Origin of the sequence: Capsulimonas corticalis (genome assembly GCF_003574315.2) — a bacterium.
Classification (GTDB): Bacteria; Armatimonadota; Armatimonadia; order Armatimonadales; family Capsulimonadaceae; genus Capsulimonas; species Capsulimonas corticalis.
Genome location: NZ_AP025739.1, coordinates 7,179,598 through 7,199,933 on the forward strand (window position 1 = coordinate 7,179,598; position 20,336 = coordinate 7,199,933).

General features: G+C 59.7%; 10 protein-coding genes. 5 read left to right on the top strand and 5 right to left on the bottom strand.

From position 1 onward, the window contains the following. The first annotated feature begins 82 nt into the window (after window positions 1-82). The 5 genes from D5261_RS31380 (at window position 83) to D5261_RS31400 (ending at window position 5,239) form a co-directional block, all read left to right on the top strand. Entirely contained in the window at window positions 83-1,738 is a 1,656-nt protein-coding gene (locus D5261_RS31380) for a type IV secretory system conjugative DNA transfer family protein (protein ID WP_119321711.1), read from the top strand. Next, window positions 1,735-2,658, top strand: coding sequence for a replication-relaxation family protein (locus tag D5261_RS31385; protein ID WP_165864230.1), 924 nt, complete (start codon window positions 1,735-1,737; stop codon window positions 2,656-2,658). The genes D5261_RS31380 and D5261_RS31385 overlap by 4 nt, the downstream gene beginning before the upstream one ends. Then, complete coding sequence (locus D5261_RS31390) at window positions 2,643-3,095, top strand: zinc ribbon domain-containing protein (protein ID WP_119321713.1); 453 nt, start codon at window positions 2,643-2,645, stop codon at window positions 3,093-3,095. The genes D5261_RS31385 and D5261_RS31390 overlap by 16 nt, the downstream gene beginning before the upstream one ends. A 313-nt stretch (window positions 3,096-3,408) precedes the next feature. Next, a complete protein-coding gene (locus D5261_RS31395; protein WP_125206014.1) occupies window positions 3,409-4,374 on the top strand; it encodes a hypothetical protein in 966 nt (321 codons plus the stop codon). Between the two features lie 289 nt (window positions 4,375-4,663). Beyond that, window positions 4,664-5,239: a hypothetical protein gene (locus D5261_RS31400; RefSeq protein WP_119321715.1), complete on the top strand. Its 576-nt coding sequence runs from the start codon at window positions 4,664-4,666 to the stop codon at window positions 5,237-5,239. A gap of 190 nt (window positions 5,240-5,429) precedes the next feature. Here the strand turns inward: D5261_RS31400 and D5261_RS31405 are convergent, their stop codons facing one another. The 5 genes from D5261_RS31405 to D5261_RS31425 all read right to left on the bottom strand — a co-directional run bounded on the left by D5261_RS31405 (window position 5,430) and on the right by D5261_RS31425 (window position 19,812). After that, window positions 5,430-5,747, bottom strand: coding sequence for a hypothetical protein (locus D5261_RS31405; RefSeq protein WP_125206015.1), 318 nt, complete (start codon window positions 5,745-5,747; stop codon window positions 5,430-5,432). 98 nt (window positions 5,748-5,845) lie between these two features. Beyond that, window positions 5,846-8,851 carry a polymorphic toxin-type HINT domain-containing protein gene (locus D5261_RS31410; RefSeq protein ID WP_165864231.1) on the bottom strand — a complete coding sequence of 1,002 codons (3,006 nt, stop codon included), beginning with the start codon at window positions 8,849-8,851 and terminating at the stop codon, window positions 5,846-5,848. 25 nt (window positions 8,852-8,876) lie between these two features. Then, on the bottom strand, window positions 8,877-13,754 hold the full coding sequence (locus D5261_RS31415) for a cysteine peptidase family C39 domain-containing protein (protein ID WP_119321717.1): 4,878 nt from the start codon (window positions 13,752-13,754) through the stop codon (window positions 8,877-8,879). Window positions 13,755-14,328: 574 nt separating this feature from the next. After that, complete coding sequence (locus D5261_RS31420; RefSeq protein ID WP_165864232.1) at window positions 14,329-14,625, bottom strand: iron-sulfur cluster assembly scaffold protein; 297 nt, start codon at window positions 14,623-14,625, stop codon at window positions 14,329-14,331. Between the two features lie 93 nt (window positions 14,626-14,718). Continuing rightward, window positions 14,719-19,812, bottom strand: a complete 5,094-nt coding sequence (locus D5261_RS31425) for a glycosyltransferase (protein ID WP_165864233.1) — start codon at window positions 19,810-19,812, stop codon at window positions 14,719-14,721. Window positions 19,813-20,336: the final 524 nt, after the last annotated feature.

Below are 20,336 nucleotides of genomic sequence, written 5' to 3' on the forward strand. Positions count from 1 at the left end.
TTCGAGCAGTTGCTGGCGTGACGTTGCTCGAACGGAAGGGCGCGGATCACCCTGAGATCGATAGATTTGGAAACCTGATTATATGGTGTCTCGTCTGATTGAATCATTCCTCATCCAAACCTTCAACTCCGTCCGGAAGCGCCCTCCTGCGCCGCTTCCGGCCGCTGCTGTTCAGCCACCGCCCCTCGCCGTCGGCGAAGCCGCCCTCGGCCACGAAATCCCTGGCAGCGAGCGGATTTTTTCGGACGCGCCTGCGGCAGACGCCGAGGACGACAAAGCCCCCTGGCTCGCGCCAGATGTCACCGCCGCTCCAAGCGCAGGCGACGCACGGCGTGTCATTACCATTGCAGACGAGACGAGGCGACGCCACCTCTACGCCATCGGGAGCACGGGCTGCGGCAAGACCAACCTGCTTCTGCGCCTGATCGAGGCGGACATCGCCGCCCGGAGGTCGTTCTGCGTGGTTGACCTGCGCGGTGACCTGGTGGACCGCGTACTGCTCCGGCTGGCGCACAGCGAGACGGCCGCCTCCCTCGGCAAGAGACTCCTCCTGCTGGACCTGCGCGACGCGGACACAATCGTCCCGTTCAACCCGCTCATGGGGGACGGGGATCCGTACAACCGCGCGTTCCACATGCTGGAAGTACTGAAGCAGCAGCTGGAATCCTGGGGCGTGCAGCTGGACGAGACGCTGCGCAACTCGCTGCTGGCGCTGGCGGAGGCGGGCGGGTCGCTGCTCGACGTCGAGCCGCTCCTCACCTGCGCCCCGTTCCGGCAGGAGGTGCTCGGGCGCGTCACGGACAGCCGGGTCCGGGCGTTCTTCGACCGGTACGGCCGGATGTCCGACGACCGGCAGTCCTCGTGGTACCTCCCCGTCTTCAACAAGATAACGCCGCTCCTGGCGATCCCGCAGATCCGACTGATGCTTGGCCGCCCCGAGACGATCCCGCTCAGGCGCATCCTCGACCACGAGCCGGGCGCGATCGTCCTGGTGTCGCTCGCCGTCGACCGGCTGCACGGGATTGCGAACCTGGTCGGCGGCCTGTTCATCAGCGCCTTCCAGAACAGCATCATGGCGCGGGTGGACCAGCCCGAGGACCAGCGCGTGCCGGTGCACCTCTACGTCGACGAGTTCGAGACGATGGCGACGCAGCGCTTCGAGGCGATCATCGCCGAAGGCAGGCGGTTCGGCCTCGGCCTGACGCTCTCCCACCAGAACCTCACCCAGCTGCCGACGGGCCTGAGGCAGATGGTGCTCAACAACGTCCACACGCGCCTCTTCTTCCAGACCGGCGCGTCCGACGCCGGCGAGCTGTCCAAGGAGGTCGCCGTGGGCGGAGGGAAGCTGCGGAGTTCCGTGACGGCGGCCCTCCTGGCGCAGAAGGTGGGCGAGGCGGTCCTGGCGCGGAAGGGGCAGGCGCCATGCCAGATCCTTGTCATCCCCTGCCCCGACCCCGTGGTTTCCATCGCAGCCCAGAGCGCCGTCGCCGACTGCGCCAAGTCCGCGTACGGCGCGGCGCGCGCGCAAGTCGAGCGGCAGGTCGCGGCGCAGGAGGAACGCATACTCGCGATGTCGCAGGACGACGACGGCGCAGACCAGCAGAAGCGCGGGCGCAGGCCGGGCGGCGCAAACCCAGCCCCGGCAAAGGGGCGCAAGGCTGCCTCTCCCGCCCCGACGTACGTTATCCGCCACGTGCAGGACGCCGGGGAATTCAGCCCGAAAGAGAAGAAGCCGTGACCGTCACCGACCATCCGGGTGACGGCGACCGGGTCGCCGCGCTCCCGCGCAGCCGCTTCGTCGCCTCCCCCAAGCGCCGCCTGGCGCTGGGGCCGCGCGACCGAGAGATGCTCGTGGACCTGTACCACCACCAGGCGATGCTGCGCGGCCAGATCCAAGCGCTCTACTTCGTCTCCGTGGCGCGCTGCAACGACCGGCTGCGCCAGCTGTTCGACCACGGCTACGTCCAGCGCTATTTCCATCCCGCCTCTCCCTACGGAGCCCAGGCGATCTACACGGTCGGCAGGAACGCGGCTCCGGTCATCGCGGCGGCTCTTGGAACAGACGCTGCAGAGGTCCGGCGGCGATGCCGCGCCCGGACGCCGGCATTTCTGGAGCATACGCTTGAGATCGTCCGCTTCTACCTGGCGGTAAGGGCGGCAACCCAAGGCCCGGAGCAGGCGCAAATCGAGCTTTGGCTGCCGGAAGCCCGGTGCCGCCATGAGTACGAGATGGCGGCGGCCGGCGCGGCGAACCGGTGGCGCAAGGAGGTGTTCAAGCCGGACGGCTTCATCCGGCTCGACGCCGGCGACAAGGGATACCGCAGCTACTTCCTGGAGATCGACCTCGGGCACACGTCTTCGCGCCAGTTCCGCAACAAGCTCGCGGACCACGAGCGCTACCTGCGGAGCGGTCTGTTCGAGGAGCGGTTCGGCTGCTCGGAGTTCCGCACGCTCGTAGTCACCACGGGAGCGCGGAGACTGAGCAACCTGCTGTCGCTGGTCAGGAAGGAGGCCGAAGACTTGGCGTGGTTCACGACCTTCGAAGAACTGGAAGAACACGGGGCGTTGGGCGCGATCTGGCGATCGGCGCGGTCTCCGTGCGCAAGGTCCCTTGTCTCCGACGGGCAGACGGAGGAAGCGGCATGCGGCTCTGCCTGACCTGCCGCCACATGGCCCCGGCGGGCGCCCCATTCTGCGGGCACTGCGGACGCTCGTTCGGAGGCAGGCTCTGCTCCCAGTGGCACCTGAGCCCGCCCTCGGCGCGCTACTGCGTCCACTGCCGCCGGACGGCACTGAGCGATCCCACGTCGTTCATACCGCTGGGCTGGGTCGGCCCGGGGATTACAGTGCTCATGTTTATTATCGCCGCGACTGGGATTTGGCGCGTAGCGGGGCGCCCGGTCGAGGCAATGGCCGTCCACCTCCTCAGAATTGGAATAGTGCTCTTCATCTTCTCCCTGTTCCTGCCTCCGCCGGTTCGCTCTGGGCTGCACAGAACGGCGGTCGCCAGCATTGGCTTCCTCGGCAAGATGGCGGGGAGACTGATTGTGTTTGCCGCCCGGTGGATGATCGCCCAAATCAAGGCGAAGCCGTAACCAATCGGACCATAGTAAGATCAGCGACCTTGGGATATACAGGATAACTATGAGCACTGACTGGGTCTTCGGTCTCGTTGACGCAATTGAGGAATTCGCACATCGCTCCGGCCACAGCAAGCTAGCGGTCGCGCGGGCGCTCGGCTTCACCCGCCATCTTTCCCCGAGCACGCTTACTGGCAGGGATTCCGAGGTTCTTTACTACCGGCTCTGCGGCGCGTTCGCCGCGCGGCACATCCCAACGGTTGCAATTTCGCTCGGGCTAGAAATAGGCAGCTATGTCCTGCTAGAGAATTTCTTCAAGAAGGCTGTCATGGCTCTCCAAGGATGGGAGATCGACCCGCTCGCTGCTCGCGGCGCGCCGCGCGAGGCGGTAGACTGGGGAATGGCGGGCGTCGATCTGTACGACCAGGGGCTGTGGGAAACCGCCGTTCCCTACCTGGAGAAGGCGTGGACAGCCCTCCATGCGCAGCCGCACGCCGACGACCCTATTCGCACGCACGCCCTGCTCCGGGTCGGCAGCCAGCTCGTCGCCTACGACGGGCACTGCGGCCAGACGTCAAGGACCCAGCGGATCATCAGCGAGCTCTCAGGGGTATGCCGCTCCGTCGCTTCCTCCCGGTCCTCATCGGCGCTTCTGATTGACGCCGCAGGGCTGTTTCTAACCGGGGCGGGTATCGCCTACCGCCTCTTCGGCGCGTTCCCGCCCCTGGAACTTGTCGCATACGGCCGCGAGGCCGAAGAGCTTCTGGCGCGAACAGGCAGCCACATTCCTGGACGCATCGGCGCCCTGCGCGATCAAGCCAAGCCTCTTCTCCGATTCGCCATTGAGCAAGCGGGCAGACGCGAGGCGCAAGCATATGCGCAGCAGGCGTGGGAAGCGCTAGAAGGGGCAGAATTCCACGCCGGAGGGCAAGACCCTCCAGAGGAGCTCCGGGAACATTGGCTACTGACCAGGCTGACCGAAATAGAATGCCGTTTCGGCGCCGGCCAGTCCGACCATGCTCAGCGGCTGTGGAACGAGACGATAGGACGCGGGTGGACACAATCGCTGATACATGCGAGATCGCGAACTCCGCTCGCGTCTAAGGTCGCCATAACGAGAATCGCCGTCGCGGCAGCCGGGAAACGCTTTGACGAGGCGGGCGAACTCGCGGGCGCGTTCCTAAGCGCCCGCGAGAATGCCCGCTTTCGAAACCGCATGGCGCGCGCGGCCGAAATGCTGCGCCTCAGCGGCTGCGGAGATTCTGCGGCGCTCGAAGCCCGCGTGCTCAAATGAGGAGGGCACTGAGAGAGGCTCAGTCCTCAGCCATCCCCTCCAGAAGTAGGGCGACTTGATCAGGCTCAGGAAGCTGAGCCAAATGGTCCCCTGGGAGCCGTTTTCCTCGCGGAACACGCGGTGTCGACGATTGGGCGGGTGGCGTCCCGAAGCAAATGTTCGAGGCTGCTGCGGTTTTTGAAGCGGCAGAGGAGGATAATTAACACGATGTGCAAGTTTCGGACATAAGAATATCTAGGCCCTTCGTGTAGGTACTTTTCAAGTGCTAACGCTGGGAGGTACTTTCCCGATGGACCTAGACGAGCTTATTATATCCTTGTTTATCATATCCATGTTTGTCCTGATTGACGACGAATTGCACATTGCAAAACAACGCCTGTATGTCAGTCGGCTGCGGCTGCGAAGACCGAAACCTAAACTCGCCGATGCGGAGGTGCTCACGATGGAATGCGTGGGAGAAATCCTGGGTATCGACTCCGATAAGCATCTCCTTACCTACCTCGCCCCCATTGGAGCCACTTCTTTCCCGCGTTGGCGAAGACCAACCGAACGACCTTTGTGCGTCAAGCGGCCAAATGGAAAAGACCACAGCGGGCGGCAAACATTTTACGGATTCCGGCTGCATGCGCGTATCACTTGGCCTGCGTTCATCACGGAGTTTTTTCTCGCTCCAGCTAATCAGTCCGAGCAGTCCATTACGCTGCCATTGGTGCAGTCGGCTCCGATGGACTGCCCCATCTTGGGAGACCGCAACTATTGCATTCCTGAGATCAAGGCAAAACTGGCGGCCAACCAACAGTACCGGTTGACGCCGCCTGCCCGCCATGCCAAGCGTGATCCCGATACGGCGCAAGGTAAGAAGTGACGCTATAGTGATGTCCGTTACTTATTCAAATGCGTGCGCGCCCGAGATCTGTGGCATTTGGACAGCCGCATCTATCGCAAGGTACTGGCGCACAGGCTGGCGATCATTCTCAATGTGCAACAGGGGAACGCCCCGCTTCAATTCGAGCATCTCGTGCAGGCATAAAAGAAAACCTGCACATCACGTTAATTTAGATGTTCTCAATAGGTTTGATACAGTCGAAAAATTTCTGCCGACACATATCTTCAAGTGCGGTTTCTATATTTTTCATCGTAATGTCAGGAATAACTATTAAGCCCGGCTCACTGAACCATATTTCTCCAGAGTCTAAAGATGCCTTAAGTTCTGATTTTATTCTTTCTGGTGTTATAAAGAACAGAGAGTAAATTGAATCATCTATTGAGATTAATAACGGGCCTAGGAAACCACGAGTGGACATTTCATCCAAAGTTCGCTGGTCTATTTGTGTCAGTATTCTTATGTCTGAGTATCGGCTATCGTCTGTCATTGCACAGCTCCTATTCGCGAAGCGGTTGATTCTGTATGCCGGACATATGGAATTTTAAATCGGATGCCCGGCATAAGCTTATAAAATCCTAAACGAATTTACAATGGTGTTAATTCAATCATATTCAAAAGCTGCTGATATTGCTCCAGAGACATTTCCACTTCAGGGGCGATTTCGTAGTGCCCCAAATCATCGCCATGCTGTATAGCCTTCAACCCCTTGGGAATATCACCAAGCATATGGGCTCCGCGGTTTGCAACATTTTTGTTTAATGGATTAGTATTAACGGACATTCCTCGACCGGGTTTGACCATCCCTGTGGCTCGATTAATTCGAACATCAACATTAGGACGCACTTCGAGCGAGTCACCTCCTCGATAGAGTTTCAAACAATCTGCAGTTGTATTATGTACCCATATCCCGCCATCAGCTTTTCCAACAAAATATGTATGGAAATTCTCGACAGTAAAGTTATAAACGGTAGACCTGGCAAGCCGCTTGATACTTTTGATAATTGTATTTGATTTCGACCGAGTAACAATCACATCCCCGACCGCAAGGTCGCCAGCTTTTATAAAACCTCTGCCTTGAACATAGAAAGGATGCGGCCCAGTGGTTACTAGCGTTTCGCCGTTGCTGAAACGCAGTTCTATGGTAGCAACGTTCTTATGAACAATGGTGTCGGAAACGCGCTGAGAAGCTGTCTTGCCAGTTGCCCTATCTCGACTGACAACAAAATCACCAATTTTAACCTGCTCAATGGCCATGAAGCCACCATCAGCCATCTGTACCGGCGTTCCAGCGACGAAGCATCCTGTTCCTTCGGCAAGTTCTGGTAGATCTTTTCCTAACGCCTTTTCTAGGCCAGGAGCCATATCAGCTCCAGCAGCCTCAAGGCCCCCTTCAGCGGCGGGCGCCGCCAATATATCCGCCTCGGGTAATCCCGCAGCTGCGGTTGCTCCCATGGCTCCCCAGTTCAGTACTTGTACCCAATCGATATCGCCGCAGGGATTGGTGTACATCTGATAGACGAGGTTACCACCCGCGCCGAGTACGGCGCCAGCCACAATCCACCAGAAGTGCCCAGTAGGATCTATTCTGTTTACCGGATTGTTGCCTACGTAACTGTAGAGATTAATCCCTCCGGCGTAACCGATGCCGTCGCGCGTGAGGAAGCGACCGTCCTGCGGTGAGTAGAATCGACTTCCCACAATCTCCTGACCGCTTGCACTATCGTAATAGTATCCCCACTGGCCGCCGAAGTTGCTGTATGGGTCGTCCGAGTTGTCCGTGCCGGCCCGGGCGCCGTAGGCATCGTACATGTACGATGCTAGGGTCGTACTGTTTTGATCGAGCCGCTGTACGGTGTTGCCCTGTGGGTCGTACATGTAATAGCTGGATGCAGAGGCAGTATGCCGAGACGAAACTCCATTACTAGTAGACGTTGTTACGGCGCCGATCGCGCCGGAGCTATTCATTTCGCAGACGAGATTGCTCCCATCATACAGGAGATAGGTGGTGTTTCCCCCCGCAACCTTTTTTGTCAATAATCCATCGGAAGAGTATTCCATGGAAGGACTTGCCACCAGGGACGACGCCGGAGCAAGCGGAGTGGCGGCTGCATCGATGGATGGCAGTGTTTCCCCTTGGCTAAAGATCGCGGACACGACATAATAATAGGTCGTCCCGTTGCTGACCGCCGAGTCATTGAACGATGTCGTGGTACTTCCCAGCGATATTGTGCTATATGGACCTTCACTAGCCGTGGCGCGTTTAATGTTGTAGCCAATCGCGTCGGTCACGGGAGCCCACGCAACATGAACCTGAGCATTTCCGGGAGTAACGGCCAGCCCTGTGGGGCCCGATGGCGACGCCAGCGGAACACAACTCGATTCGTTTGAATTGTTGCTGTCTCCCTGGGCGCTGCTGGCCTTTACGACGTAATAATAGGTTGTTCCCGCATTGACGCTGGTGTCTCGAAAGGTCGTAGCAGTGCTCGTTCCAACGCCACTGTACGGACCGCCGGGTGCGGAACCCCTGAGAATGGAATAGCTGCTCGCACCGCCGGATGCGTTCCAGGACAACGCGGACAAACTGTAGCCGGGCGTCGCCGTTAACGAGGTTGGTGTAGCCGGCGGGCCAACCGGACTCGCAGTCGCTTCCGTGGAATTCGCGCTTTCGCCGCCTTCGTTCGCCGCCGACACCACGTAATAATACGGCGTTCCATTGGTGACCTGGCTATCCGTATAAGAGGTGGTAGAGACGTTTCCGCCGATTTGGGAGTATGGCCCGCCCGACGTTGTCGATCGTTTGACTTTGTAGACCGTCGCTCCCGTGACCACCCCCCAAGACAGCCCGACTTGACCATTCCCGCCGGACGCGCTCAAGCTTCCAGGGGCGCTGGGGGCGGAAACAGCCGCTCCGGAAAGTGTTGCGGCTTGGATCGCTACGTTGGCGTATGGCGAATCAAACCCTTCTTGCACGCTCCAAGTCACCGAGAGGGTTTGATTGGCCGAAGCGGCATGGTAGTTCAGCGTGTAGGCGCAGTAATAAACCCCTGTCTGGTTCGTGAACGACGCGTCCGTGTAGTCAACAGCGGATCCATCGGAAAGATGAGCCGTGAAGGAGCCAGTAGACTTCCATCCGCCCAAATACACCGTCAGAGTGCGTGTTGTCGTATCCGCCGGAGCCGTGATATTGAATCCTGCTCCGGTGTTAAATGTCCAAATATCTCCGCTGTTGCCACTGTCACTGGAGGTTGGCGCCCCGTCGCTCCATGTGGCGGTCGTCGCTGCGCCTCCAGCGGTGTTCAAGGAACCGCCTCCAACCAACGTGTAATTGCTGATCTTACCACCGCCGGTCGCCTTGTGATCGTAACCTGGCCAGTGTGCCCAATCGGATGTCCCTAGGGCGGTCAGATCCACGGGGCCGGACGAGGTCGCTCCGCTGCCCACGATCTCTCCGCCGGTTTGGGCGAACGCCCCTGACGATGACAGTCCACACGCCAACCCAATGGCGACCGCCAGCGGAGCCACCACTCGGCGGCCGCGCTTCGATATGTTGGACGGAATGGCCCACGGCCATCCCAAATGATCGTTCTTCATCTGTGTGTCTTTAGTTCCTAAGCGGCTAGTGACCATTCGTCACCAGCCTGTTCTCCTCGTCAAAGGAAAGCGGAACCCCATGATATTGGATGGGATTACCGTTGGCGTCGAAGGTAAATGCGCCATTCTGGTTATTCGAGTTGAAGGAATTACCTTGTCCTCGGAACGTCGTCGTATTACCGACGGCATCGTATGCGAAACCATGCGTGTAGCCGCCATTTCGGCTGGACTGCTCTCCCAGGAGCTGGTCAAGGGAGTCGTACGTATAGTCAGTGACGCCGCTGTAGGACGTCATGCCGGGCATGGTTGAAGTGATGCTGAGCCGATTGCCGGCTCCGTCGTAGGTAATGTTGCTAAATTGAGAAAGAACAGTACCGTCCGCCGCTTGATTCAACTGGCCAAACAATTGTCCAACGGCATTGTACGAGTAGGAAGTAACTGCTCCGTTGCCAAGCTGGTGCGATTGCAGCCATCCGTTATCCATGTAGGACATCGTGTCCGTTTCCGAAAACGGATTTCCGACCTGTTTCAGGCGTCCTGCCGCATCATAGGAGTAATTGAAGTCGCCGGCGGGCGTTGACATCGTCTTACGGCTGCCGTTTGGATAGTAGGCGTAGGCGAACGTCTTCGACGGAGCCCCAACATAAGCCGTTGTGGCCGACGTTGTCAGGTCATTGTCATTGTAATTATAGGTTCGCGTTCCGGTGTTATCGGTAGCGGAGCCACGACGACCGTAGCCATCAAATGTAACGTGAACATTGTTATCGGTATGCAGCGGGTACAGGACATCGGTCAGCAAGCTTTCTACGTCGTTATACACATAATCGGTCTCGACACCCCGGCCATCGATACGTGTCAGCGGATTACCATTGAGGTCGTAAGAGGTCATCTGTGTCGTATCCCCTCCCGGATAGATGACGCTTGACAGGTAACCTGCGGGATTGTAGTAGTACTTCGTCGAGTGACCGTTGCTGTCGGTGAGTTTTTTCAGGCGATAGAGCGCATCGTACTCATAGTTGATGGGATGGGTGTCGCCGCTGGTTCCCACGGTTTCGCCTTCTAGGCCGTAACTGCTATTCACCTGGCGCATCAGATGGCCGTCTTCATCGTATTTTTTCACTTTGGACGGCTGGCTGCCTGGATACAAGTACTCGAACTCTTCGTACAGGCTGCCTGGGCTTGCCGGGCCGGCTAAGGGTGAGATTACTTTCCATTTCTGTCCTGAAATGTTATACGCAATGTTCAATGCGTGCCCCAGGGGATCGATCGTCGTGGCCGCCTGACCGAGCGCATTGTATCGGATGTGAATCACTTGACCAAGTGCGTTTGTGATCGTCAGCGCCTGTCCAAGCGCTGCGGGTTGGCTGTACGGAGCCACACCATGCGCTGAATCTCCTGGATCTAGCGTGTAATTAAATGTAGACGTAATCGTGGCGCCGGTATTATTTCCCGGACTGACGATCGTCAATGGATTACCGAGCGAGTCGTAAGTATAGGAAACCATGGACAGGCCGCCAGCCGGGCTTGGACCGGTTGATGTCTGAAGGAGTCCAGAAGGTTCGCAATACGTGTACGTAATCGGGGTCTTTCCGCCTTCTTGTGCGGCCACGAGTTCGCCAAACGGAAAGGCTGAGTAATCCCATGTGAAGCTCGTCACGACGCCTCGCGGCGACGTCGCTGAGGTGAGATTGCCATACTGATCCCACCGGTAGTAACTGGTCCCTCGGGCGCCGCCAATGTTGAAGTACGCCGAGTAGCTATGCAATGAGTATGTGGCGCGAACTTCATAGCGAGAGCCGGCCACAGCATTCGACGGCGCCGAAACCGTCAGCGAGCCACCAGTGAATGAGACAGTCCAACCGAACGGGCTGCCCGACGACGCGACGAATGCTCCCGTCGGGCCGACTATTTCCCAGGGAATTCCTCCGGTGGCGCCGTCTGTGCCTCCTGCGTCTAACGCTTGCGTTCCTCCGGGCGCAATCGTGCCGTAACCGTTTCCATCCGTGACTGAGGATGCCTTCGTCGGATTATTGGGATCGGAATACGCCGCAGCATAAACCACGGTGCCTGCGCCGTCCGTTTTCGTTGTAAGGCTCATGTTGTTATCAAAGCCATAAACGTAGGAGTAGATTGCCTGTCCCAACGGGTTGTATGTCGTGACGCGTGTGTGATTAAGATTGTCTGGTGTGTAAGCCGTCATGTTTCCATTGCCATCCACCGTGCTTGAAACTGTGGCCGGCTGATCGTTATAGTTGATCGTTGAGGTGCTGACGCCTACTCCCGTAGGACTCGGGACAGTAATCGTGTGCAGCATCGGACCCGATCCGGCATAGACGCGCTGATAGTCATAAGCGTAGCGCATCGGCGGGTTGCTTGTCCCGCTGGGAACGATTTGCGACACTTGAGTAACTTCCGGGAATGCTGCATTCGCATGGTTAAATGGCGGAACGACATAAACTTGGCTGGAATAATAAACACTCCGGCCTTGGGGATCCGATACCGAATGGATATGTCCGCTGCCATCAGAGTCACGGGCGATGGTCAGTAAGGCCGACCCGTTGCTGGCGTCATTGATACTCGAGAGTAAGGGGAAACCGTTGACGGACCGTTGCGCTCCGTAAACAAGGTTTAGGGGGCTGCCGGTCGCGTTGGAAATTTGGGAGACCAGCGAGCTCACCATAAATGCATTGTCGCCAAGCGCGTAAGCAGCCACTGGAGGCGTGGTCCGCATAACCGTCCGGTTTCCAAGCGTGATTGTGTAATAGCCAGACGGATTGCTGGAATCGTAATGCCAATCGACAAGTGTATGATATGTCGGAAGCACCGAGCAACGTACAACTGTGTTGCCAGCAGTTGGTGCGGAAGCCGCCGTGAACCGTATTCGGGCGCCATTTGCCAGCAGGATATATTTGTCACCCAACCCCACCGAGAAGTGACTGTCGATCACACTAAACGTAGCTGAGGGGCCTTGAGCGAATCGAACTTCGTAGTTTCCTGTCGAGACCATCGGAGCGGAGATTTGGAATCCATACGTATACAATCCAACACTCCATCCCGAATGGCTGTTGCTGGTGGCGATCGTCGTGGAGCCCTGAACGATGTCCCATTGCAGCCCCGATGCGGCCGCGTTCGCGCCCGTGGGCGGAATGATAACCGACATTCCTTGTGGGACCGAGGCGTTTGGGACGACTTCGAAGAACGCGGAGTAGAACACTCCATATCCCGCATCCCATCGAACCTCATATCCTTGGCCGACCGCAGCCGAGCTTGACGCGGTTACGGTTCCATTTTGCCGGTCGAACGTCCAGCCGTTAAGGGAGCTGGATGACGCGACCGTTGAGCCGGCATAAACAATATCCCAAAGGACACCCGAGGCGCAGTGATCCGTCCCATTTCCTATTGGAACTCCTGATCCTCCTTGGGGAACGGGAGTAAACGGAGCCGTAGCCGTCGAATCTTGAACGAGGATGTTATAAGGATGCGACCATCCGGCGCCGAAATCATCCGCTTCGTAGCTGAATTGGGCGACGCCGCCGCCTGCGATCGCCATATTCCACGGTCGAAGGCTGTTGTAAATCCGGTTCCAGACCACAGCCGGGCCATGGAGATTGTAGACTGTGATATCCGCAGCAGGCGAGTATTCCTCTTCACCCGTCGCCAAATTCACAGGGTCTCCGCTGGATGGACCCGAACATCCGCCGTTACCGCCGGCGCCGTCCGCCATTGGACACGTCACGTTGGGAGGGCAGTGAAGCGAATAGGAGGCAGAGGCGCATCCAAGCGTAGCGGTCCCTGTATAGCGGGCCACATGGCGCAGCGCAGGCAGAACGGAAACATGGGCGAGCAGCTGTTTTTTCAGGTGCAGGCTCGCCAGCGATCCGATTGAGCTGATTTGCACGCCCTCGGTCGGCTTGGTGTTTTCACAGGCGTGAGCCACTATTTTATCAGACGTGGAACCTGGCTTGGTCACCGCAATGTAGAGGCCTGGATCCATCGCGCGCCACTGCTTCCACGTGAGATTGACACGGCCGCCTGGCCAGCATCCACAGTCAGAGCAAAGGTACGATATTCCGGATTTGTCTGCTCGAATGAGTGCGACAAAATGGTCATGCTCCACGAAGGCCACGAGAGGCTTAGGCAACGCGATCAATCCGGCCTCATCCGCAACAACGGCTCGTGTAGCAAGTTTGAGATGTGGTCCCGCCTTGATGACATCGTCCACAGTGCTGCCGATACCGGTCACATTACAAGCGGCAAGAATTGTCTTTTTGTCGAATGGCTGATGCAGAGATTGAACGCATGCCGCCAACGCGGCGGCTCCGCAGAGCGGATCAAGATTGGGAGGCTCGGGAATACCAAGCTTTGAGTGCTCGGCATGATATCCAGCGCAAGCGCGAGCGTGTCGGAGCCACAGGGTACAATTTTGCGTATTCAGGCCAGGCTGTTCATTCGCCGTCCGCAACAAACGCTGAAACGCTTCCGTGGAATCTTGATATGAGCCTTTTGCTTCAAGCGTAATAGCGTCATCGTAGGATGCGAGAGTTTTGTATTCAGCGCTTACGTCTGGTTGCGCGCTTACGGAGGCGAATCGTTTGCGCGCGGAGATCGGATTGAGATTTTTACTCAGCTCATATTCTCCGAGCCAGATGTTTAGCACCGCCGATCGATTAGCCGACGGCTTCAGGAGGTGAAGTTCGGTCTTCCAGGCGTCAACGCTTTGTTGAGACACGGGGTGAGCGAGGTGTCCACTTTCATCAAGCAAAGTCGATGGACCAACGGTGGGCAGAGGAGGCTTAGCTCCGAAGGCTTGCGGTGTGATCACCGTGCCGAATAAGATAGCGATAATAGAATAAGCTACCGGAATTTTCTTCCGGAGGTTATCTACGTGGCGAGGAAATGGCAACTAGTACTCCATACGTTTCACGGAACGCTCTGTATTTTTTGGAACACCTAAACACTACATTGGAATACACTATTCCGGAATGGTCCCTTGGTAATATACCATGGCTATTCGAGAATCCGCCAAACTTTTTCGGCAGAGTTGTACACCTTCGGCCCCTTCAGAGTGGCGTCACCTTACTTCGTATTTTTAAGAGCGTGTTAAAACACTGTTGATTCTTTTGGCGCCGAGTGCTAGCCAAGCCCGAAACTTGCGAATGCAGAAGACGTTTACAATCAAATAAATTAATCGCAATTATCTCATTAAGCTGTAATCTAGCCGAAAAGAGCCTGTAGCACCGCTACAGGCTCCAGAACTTATTCTTCGAAATGCCAGGTAAGCTGTAGTTCAGGCTCGCGCCTGAACTACTTGCCGCCGATCAGATCGGAAACTGTACAGTATATGGATGCTCCGTGACCTACTGTTTTTTAGGCCAGGATCAAATTGCAGAAACGCTGATGCAATATCGAGCATGCTTCACTACGTAGGACTTAGCCACTATTTTGCGCTATTTAACTGGCAAAATGCATTAGCACGCCTAGAGACTGTCTTCCTCGTTCGCCCTGGCGCTCGCGACCGCTAGCCGAAGCGCGCGTATTGTCATTCCTGGGCAATGTTCCCGTCCCAATGGCATTCGTCCGATCTCCCGCAAGAAATCTTCTTCCGACAGATGTATGGCCGCAGACAGCGGTTTACCCGTTAAGTAGTCAGACACAAACTCACCACATGCCCGCGCCGCAGGACAGCCGTATGTCTGGAAATGCAATGCAATAATATTAATATCCTCAGCGTTCAATACGCCGCTGACATCCTCTACGTCGATCACGACGGCCATGAAGGGCCCCTGCCCCGGCGTACCGTCGCAGCCGGCAAGTCGCCTCACCGGGCTTGGCGCTCCTGGAGTTTCTTCTGTACGATCGACTCTCATCTATGTGCCCCTAACAGCTGTGGCCTGCAGAGCATACCGCATGCGTAGCGCATCCCCAATGCCCAATCTCTCAAGGTTTTCCACTATTCTCTCAGCCTCCGAAAAACGACCTGTACTGATAAGTAAGTCGCCCAGCCCAACCAGGGAGGGGACGAAACTCGGCTCTTGCTGTACCGCATGCCGGAAGTAAACCACAGCGTCATCGAAGCGCGACATATCCAGGTAAACGAGGGCCAGGTTGTGATGAGCCTTGAACCCAACCATTGTTTCGTCAATACTGTCGATATGTCCCGTTTCACGATCGTTCAGAAGCTTAAGGTAGCTCGCCTCAGCTTTGTCCAGACTTCCCACTTCTTTGTAGACTATTCCGGCGCGGAACAGAAGCTCCGGGTCCTTGGGGAAGAGGGCGAGCCCGGTTTCAATCAGTCGACGCGCCCCCATCAGGTCCTTCGTTTCCAACGCGCATCCCGCCAGCATCGCGTAGACCTTGCGCACCGTCGACTCTTGGGGCTGACTCACCGCTAGGCATCGTTCCAGGGCGGAGACAGCCTTGGGGTAGTCCTTCATATGGTAGGCGGTCATTCCGATGTTGAACAGGACAAAGGGATGATCCGGGCGTTCCGCTAGGTCTTTTTCAAGGAGCGCGAGGTCGCGCTTCCGCTTACCTGCCTGTCCCTCAGGGCTGTAGTCGTATCCGCTGTGCACCACGTAGGCGTCCGTTCGTTTAACTATTCCTCCCAGGCTGTAGATAGGCCCCAGGATTTGCTCGTGGATCCTCCCCTCAAACTGGAGCCCCATGTGGTTGCGGAAGAGCTTGACATGGTCTACAACGGTCAGTCCGACCTCGCCGGGCGCCGGTGGGATACGCACCTGCATGATCAGGCCTGTTACCTTGGCCTCCGTCAGCAACGCAAACTCGCGAAGCTTGGCTCCGCAGTGCTCGGGGATGGTATCGTCGGCGTCCATCCACAGGATCCAGTCGCACGTCGCATGGGACAGGGAGACGTTGCGCGCCTCCGAGAAGCTGTCGGTCCAGGGGAAGTGGAAGACGCGCGCGCCGTGCTCCTCGGCGATCTCCACCGTGCGGTCCGTCGAGCCGGTGTCCACGACGATGATCTCATCCACCCAGGCCCTGATGCTTTGGAGGCAATTTCCCAGCACCCGCTCCTCGTTCTTGACGATCATGCAGAGCGAGATCGTCGGCGCGCCGGTCGAAGCGGGCAATGATGGCTTCACAGCCGTTGTCCCTAGGGCTTCCATCGTATCCGCTGGTGCCGCTGCAATAGACGGCATCGCCCGCAGCGCCTTCAGCCGGTCCATGATGCGCGCCGTCGCGTGTACCCACGTCCAACCGGAGCGCACGCGCTTCGCCGCAGCCTTGCCGCGCTTCTGCGTCTCCTTGCGGCTTCCGGAGACCTGGCGCATCAGCTTCGCGAGGTCGTCCACAGAGACCTCGAACATCCAGGTCGGCCCCGCGCACTCCCACTCGCCGATCTTCCCGTCGCCGAACGGGACCTTCGCCGCCGGCAGGCGCCAGCCCACGGTCTCGTCCACGAAGTCGTCGGTCGGGCCGCCCCCCGTGACGATCGCCGGAACGCCGCAGGACATCGCCTCCAGCACGGGCAGGCAGAAGCCCTCACCCCGGTACGGAGCGACGAGGCAGTCCGCTGCCGTGAAGACGCCGGCGAGCTGGTGCGCCGTCAGGTCGTCCTCGACGTAGGCGATGCGCGGGCGGCTGGCGTCCCCGGCCAGCTCGATCAGACGCTCACGGTGGTTCTGGCCCTGGTAGACGGTCTTGGTGCACGTGTCCTTCACCAGCAGCAGCACGTCGTCGTACGCGGAGAAGGCCTTCAGATACGCTTCCAGCAGAATGTCGAAACCCTTGCGGTGCAGCGTGCCGCCCACGAACAGGAAGATGAATGGGCGCTCCGTCCCCCGTCCGAAGGCGCGGCTGGCTCCCGGCTCGTCCGTCAGCACGAACGGCGGCGCGCCTGGGTGGAAGACGTCGGCGTCCGCGCCCAGCGGGACCATCGCCAGCTTCTCCGGCGGGATGCCGCTGCTCAGATAGACGTCGCGCACGTAGCCGCTGTTGCACCACACCTCGGCCACCCGATCCTGGATCGGCTCGACCCAGTGCCTGGGCAGGTAGCCGTACTCCCACGGCTGCATCAGGACGAACCGCCCCTCGTCGGGAGCGTCGAAGCGCGGCGGGAAGCCGTGCCGGACATGCACGTCCGCCGGCTTGTCCAGGGGGGCGAAGCACCGGCCGACGAGGCCCGCGAGGCGCGGCTCGTCGGCCGGCGAGAAGTCGTTCGGCTCCGTCGGCACGAGCGAGAGGTCCACGCCCCCTCCCAGCATCCCCAGGCACAGCTCGCGGTTGACGTGCCCCAGGCTGTGCTGGCGGAAGATCGCGCCCTCCCAGCGCACCGAGGCCGCGCTCGCCCCCGGCTGCGCCTCGCCCGACGCCCGGCCGGCCTCAGCCGCGCGTTCGAGCTCGCGCCGGATCAGAGGCCCGACCGCCTCGCGGCTGAACCGCGCCAGCACGTGCTCCCGGCCGCGCGCTCCCACGGCCCTCGCCTCGTCCCGGCCCAGTACGACGCCGCGCATCAAGGACTTCACGTGCTCCAGGCGCGGCTCCGCCCAGCGGTGCCCCTTGTACGTCGCGACCTCCCGCCACGCCTGCTCGGGGACGGATACGAGATCGTACTCCGCCAGGTAGCTGTTCTCCGGCGTCATGAAGGCGGTATTGCCGCTCCAGCCCGTCGCGATCGCCGGCAGGCCGCAGGCCATCGCCTCCATGTAGGGCCGCCCCCACCCCTCGCCCCGGCTGGGCAGCACATAGGCGTCGGCGGCAATGTACAGGGAGCGCATCGCTTCGTCGGGCAGATACTCGTCGATGAACAGCACGCGTGGGTCGGACGCCAGGTCGACGCCGAGTTCCCGGCTTGCCAGCTCGGACGCCTGCCGCCGGATCTCGGCGTGGTCGTACCCCATGGTGGACCAGACCTTGAACGCGAGGCGCACGTCGTCCCGCCCCGCGAACTCGCCCAGGAAGGCGCGCAGCAGCACGTCCCACCCCTTGTGCCGGGTCCAGTCGAAGACGGAGAGGAACGTGAAGCGGCCGTCCGCCGCAATCTCCCGCACCACTTGCGGCAGCTCGGCATTGGCGGCGATTTCCTCGCGCGACGGCAGGCTGCGGTACGGGGCGGCGTCCAGGCACTCGGGAACGACGACCAGCTTTGCCGCCTCGACGCCCGCCTGCGCGAACGTCTGCCGGTTGAACTCGGTGGCCACCCAGACGAAGTCCATCCTGTTGCATGCCGCGACCCACTCCTTGGGCAGGCGGTCCGTCTCGAAGATGGTCCGCCCGATGCAGACGCCCGCCTGCGGGTGCCGCTGGAACTGAGTGGCGAACGTGTGGCAGAGCTGCGTGAAGCCCGGCGCGGCGGCGCGTCCTTCCATGTTCTCCAGGCGCGCCAGGTCGTTCCCCGGCATCGCAGCGTCCCGCTCGCCCCACGGCAGCGACTGCGCCGCCACGGCGGCACCCGCCCCCTCCAGCGCCAGCAGCATCTGCCGGCTCTCGTCGCCGTAGCCGCTGCGGTCCCGCACCGGCCCCGACCAGAGGAAGCGCGCCGCCCCCGGCTCGTCCGACACGCGCACGGGCGTGGCCTGCCGCGCGGGCTTGGCGCGGGTCAGGCGCAAGGCGTACTCCAGCATCTCCTCCATGCTCGCGGGGATCGCCTGCTCCCAGTCGCTCACCTGCCCCTGCGCCCAGCGCCGCTCGAAGAGCTTGGCGTGCTGCTCGAAGCGGTAGAAGGCGGACATGAAGGAATACAGGAAGCCGTGGACGCCGTCTACGGGGGCGTTGCCCTTCTCGTAGTAGTTCTGGAAGTCGTGGACGAAGTGCGCGATCGCGTTCTGCCAGTGGAAGACCTGGCCGTCGCGGTGCATGTTGAGCGCCTCGCCATCCGTGTAGCCGTTGAGCTTGCCGAGGTAGTGCGAGAAGCTGTCGAACGAGTAGTGGACCAGCGCCAGATCGGGATCGTCCGCCGGGAAGGCGATGACCGGCCCGTCTACCTGCGCCCCCGAGTGCAGGCGCGCGTTGAATACGAAGCTGCCGTTCCTGAGCAGGCGCGGCGCCGTGTAGCCCGGATACATGGACCGCATCCAGTGCCCGGCGAAGTGGTGCCGGAACGGGACCAGCATCGCGTCGAACTCAGCGGGATTGGAGAGCGCGATGCGCCGCAGTTGCTGCCCGAGGCGCGCCGGCACGCGCTCGTCGGCGTCCAGGAAGAAGACCCACGCGTGCCGCGCCCGCATGGCGCTGACGTTGCGGGCGCGGTCGAAGTTGGGGATGCGCGGGTGGCGCACGATCTGATCCGTGAACTGCGAGGCGATGGCGACCGTGTCGTCGTCGCTCTCCATGTCGCAGACGATGATCTCGTCCGCCCACCCTGCGAGCGTCTGGAGGCACTCCGCGATCCGCGCCGCCTCGTTGCGCGTATGGACGATCGCCGACACACCCTCCCGATACGGCTGCGCCCCAGGATGCATCAGCGCCATCAGGTCCTCATCCACGGGCTGCCCGCGCAGCACGCACAGGATCTGCTCGCGCGCACCCAGGTTCGGGTCTCCGTAGTAGCGCAGGTCCTCCACCTGGAACGGCTCCAGGATTCGCGCCCACTCCTCCAGAGGCAGCAGCCGCTCGTCGCCGAACTCCGGCTCGAAGGGATAGTTGACGCTCGGGACGCTAAACACCACGTGATTGGCGCACGCCACCTGCTGCGCCAGCGCCGCCCGGATCTTCGGCCCGGTAAAGTGCTCCAGTACCCCCTGGTGGTGGATGGCATCGTAGCGCCGCAGGTTCTTGTCGTGCAGGTTAAACAAATCGCCCAGCGCAAACTGCGCCTGCCCGCCCAGCACCGAGTTTACCTGCCGCGCCCGCTCGACGATCCCCGGCGAATAGTCCATCCCCTCCGCCTGAATACCGCGCAGCGAGAGCCACACGGAGCCATAACCTGATCCCACGCCCGTCTCCAGAACACGTCCGCAGCGCGGAGTGCGGCGGAGTACTTCAGTGAGATACTGGATCATGAAGGGCGAACCGCTCATCCCGGAGTAGTGGCTAGGAACGGAGGCTAGGGGGACGTCGTAAATTGCTTCCCAGCGATGTACAGTGTTTGTCATACTGGTTATCGGCTCCTATTCCAACGTGTTCACACCGTACGAGATCGTGTTCTGACACATCTTTAGTGCCCGACTCGGTCACATGGCTGACTGTACTGCCAAGCCGCCACAGGTAAGGAATATAATCGGAGAGGTTCGCGCAGACACTCGCATTGAGGGCCCCAGCCATATCCGTCGCGCTCGGAGTCAATATCGATGTGGAGTATCATTCTGGATTGGCCCGAACGACCGCCGGAGACGTCTTGCCAACCAAAACTGGCTACTACGACCAACCTACTTTTGTTACTTTTCGTCGTTTCTACACAGTACGTGGACGTGCTCCTGTACTTTGGGAGCCACACGAAGATTCGTTCCACGCCCCAGTGCCGAGGCAGGTTAACAAAGCCTTTCTGAGTAGAAGATACACCTTGGGTTTATGTGGGCCAGCCTGA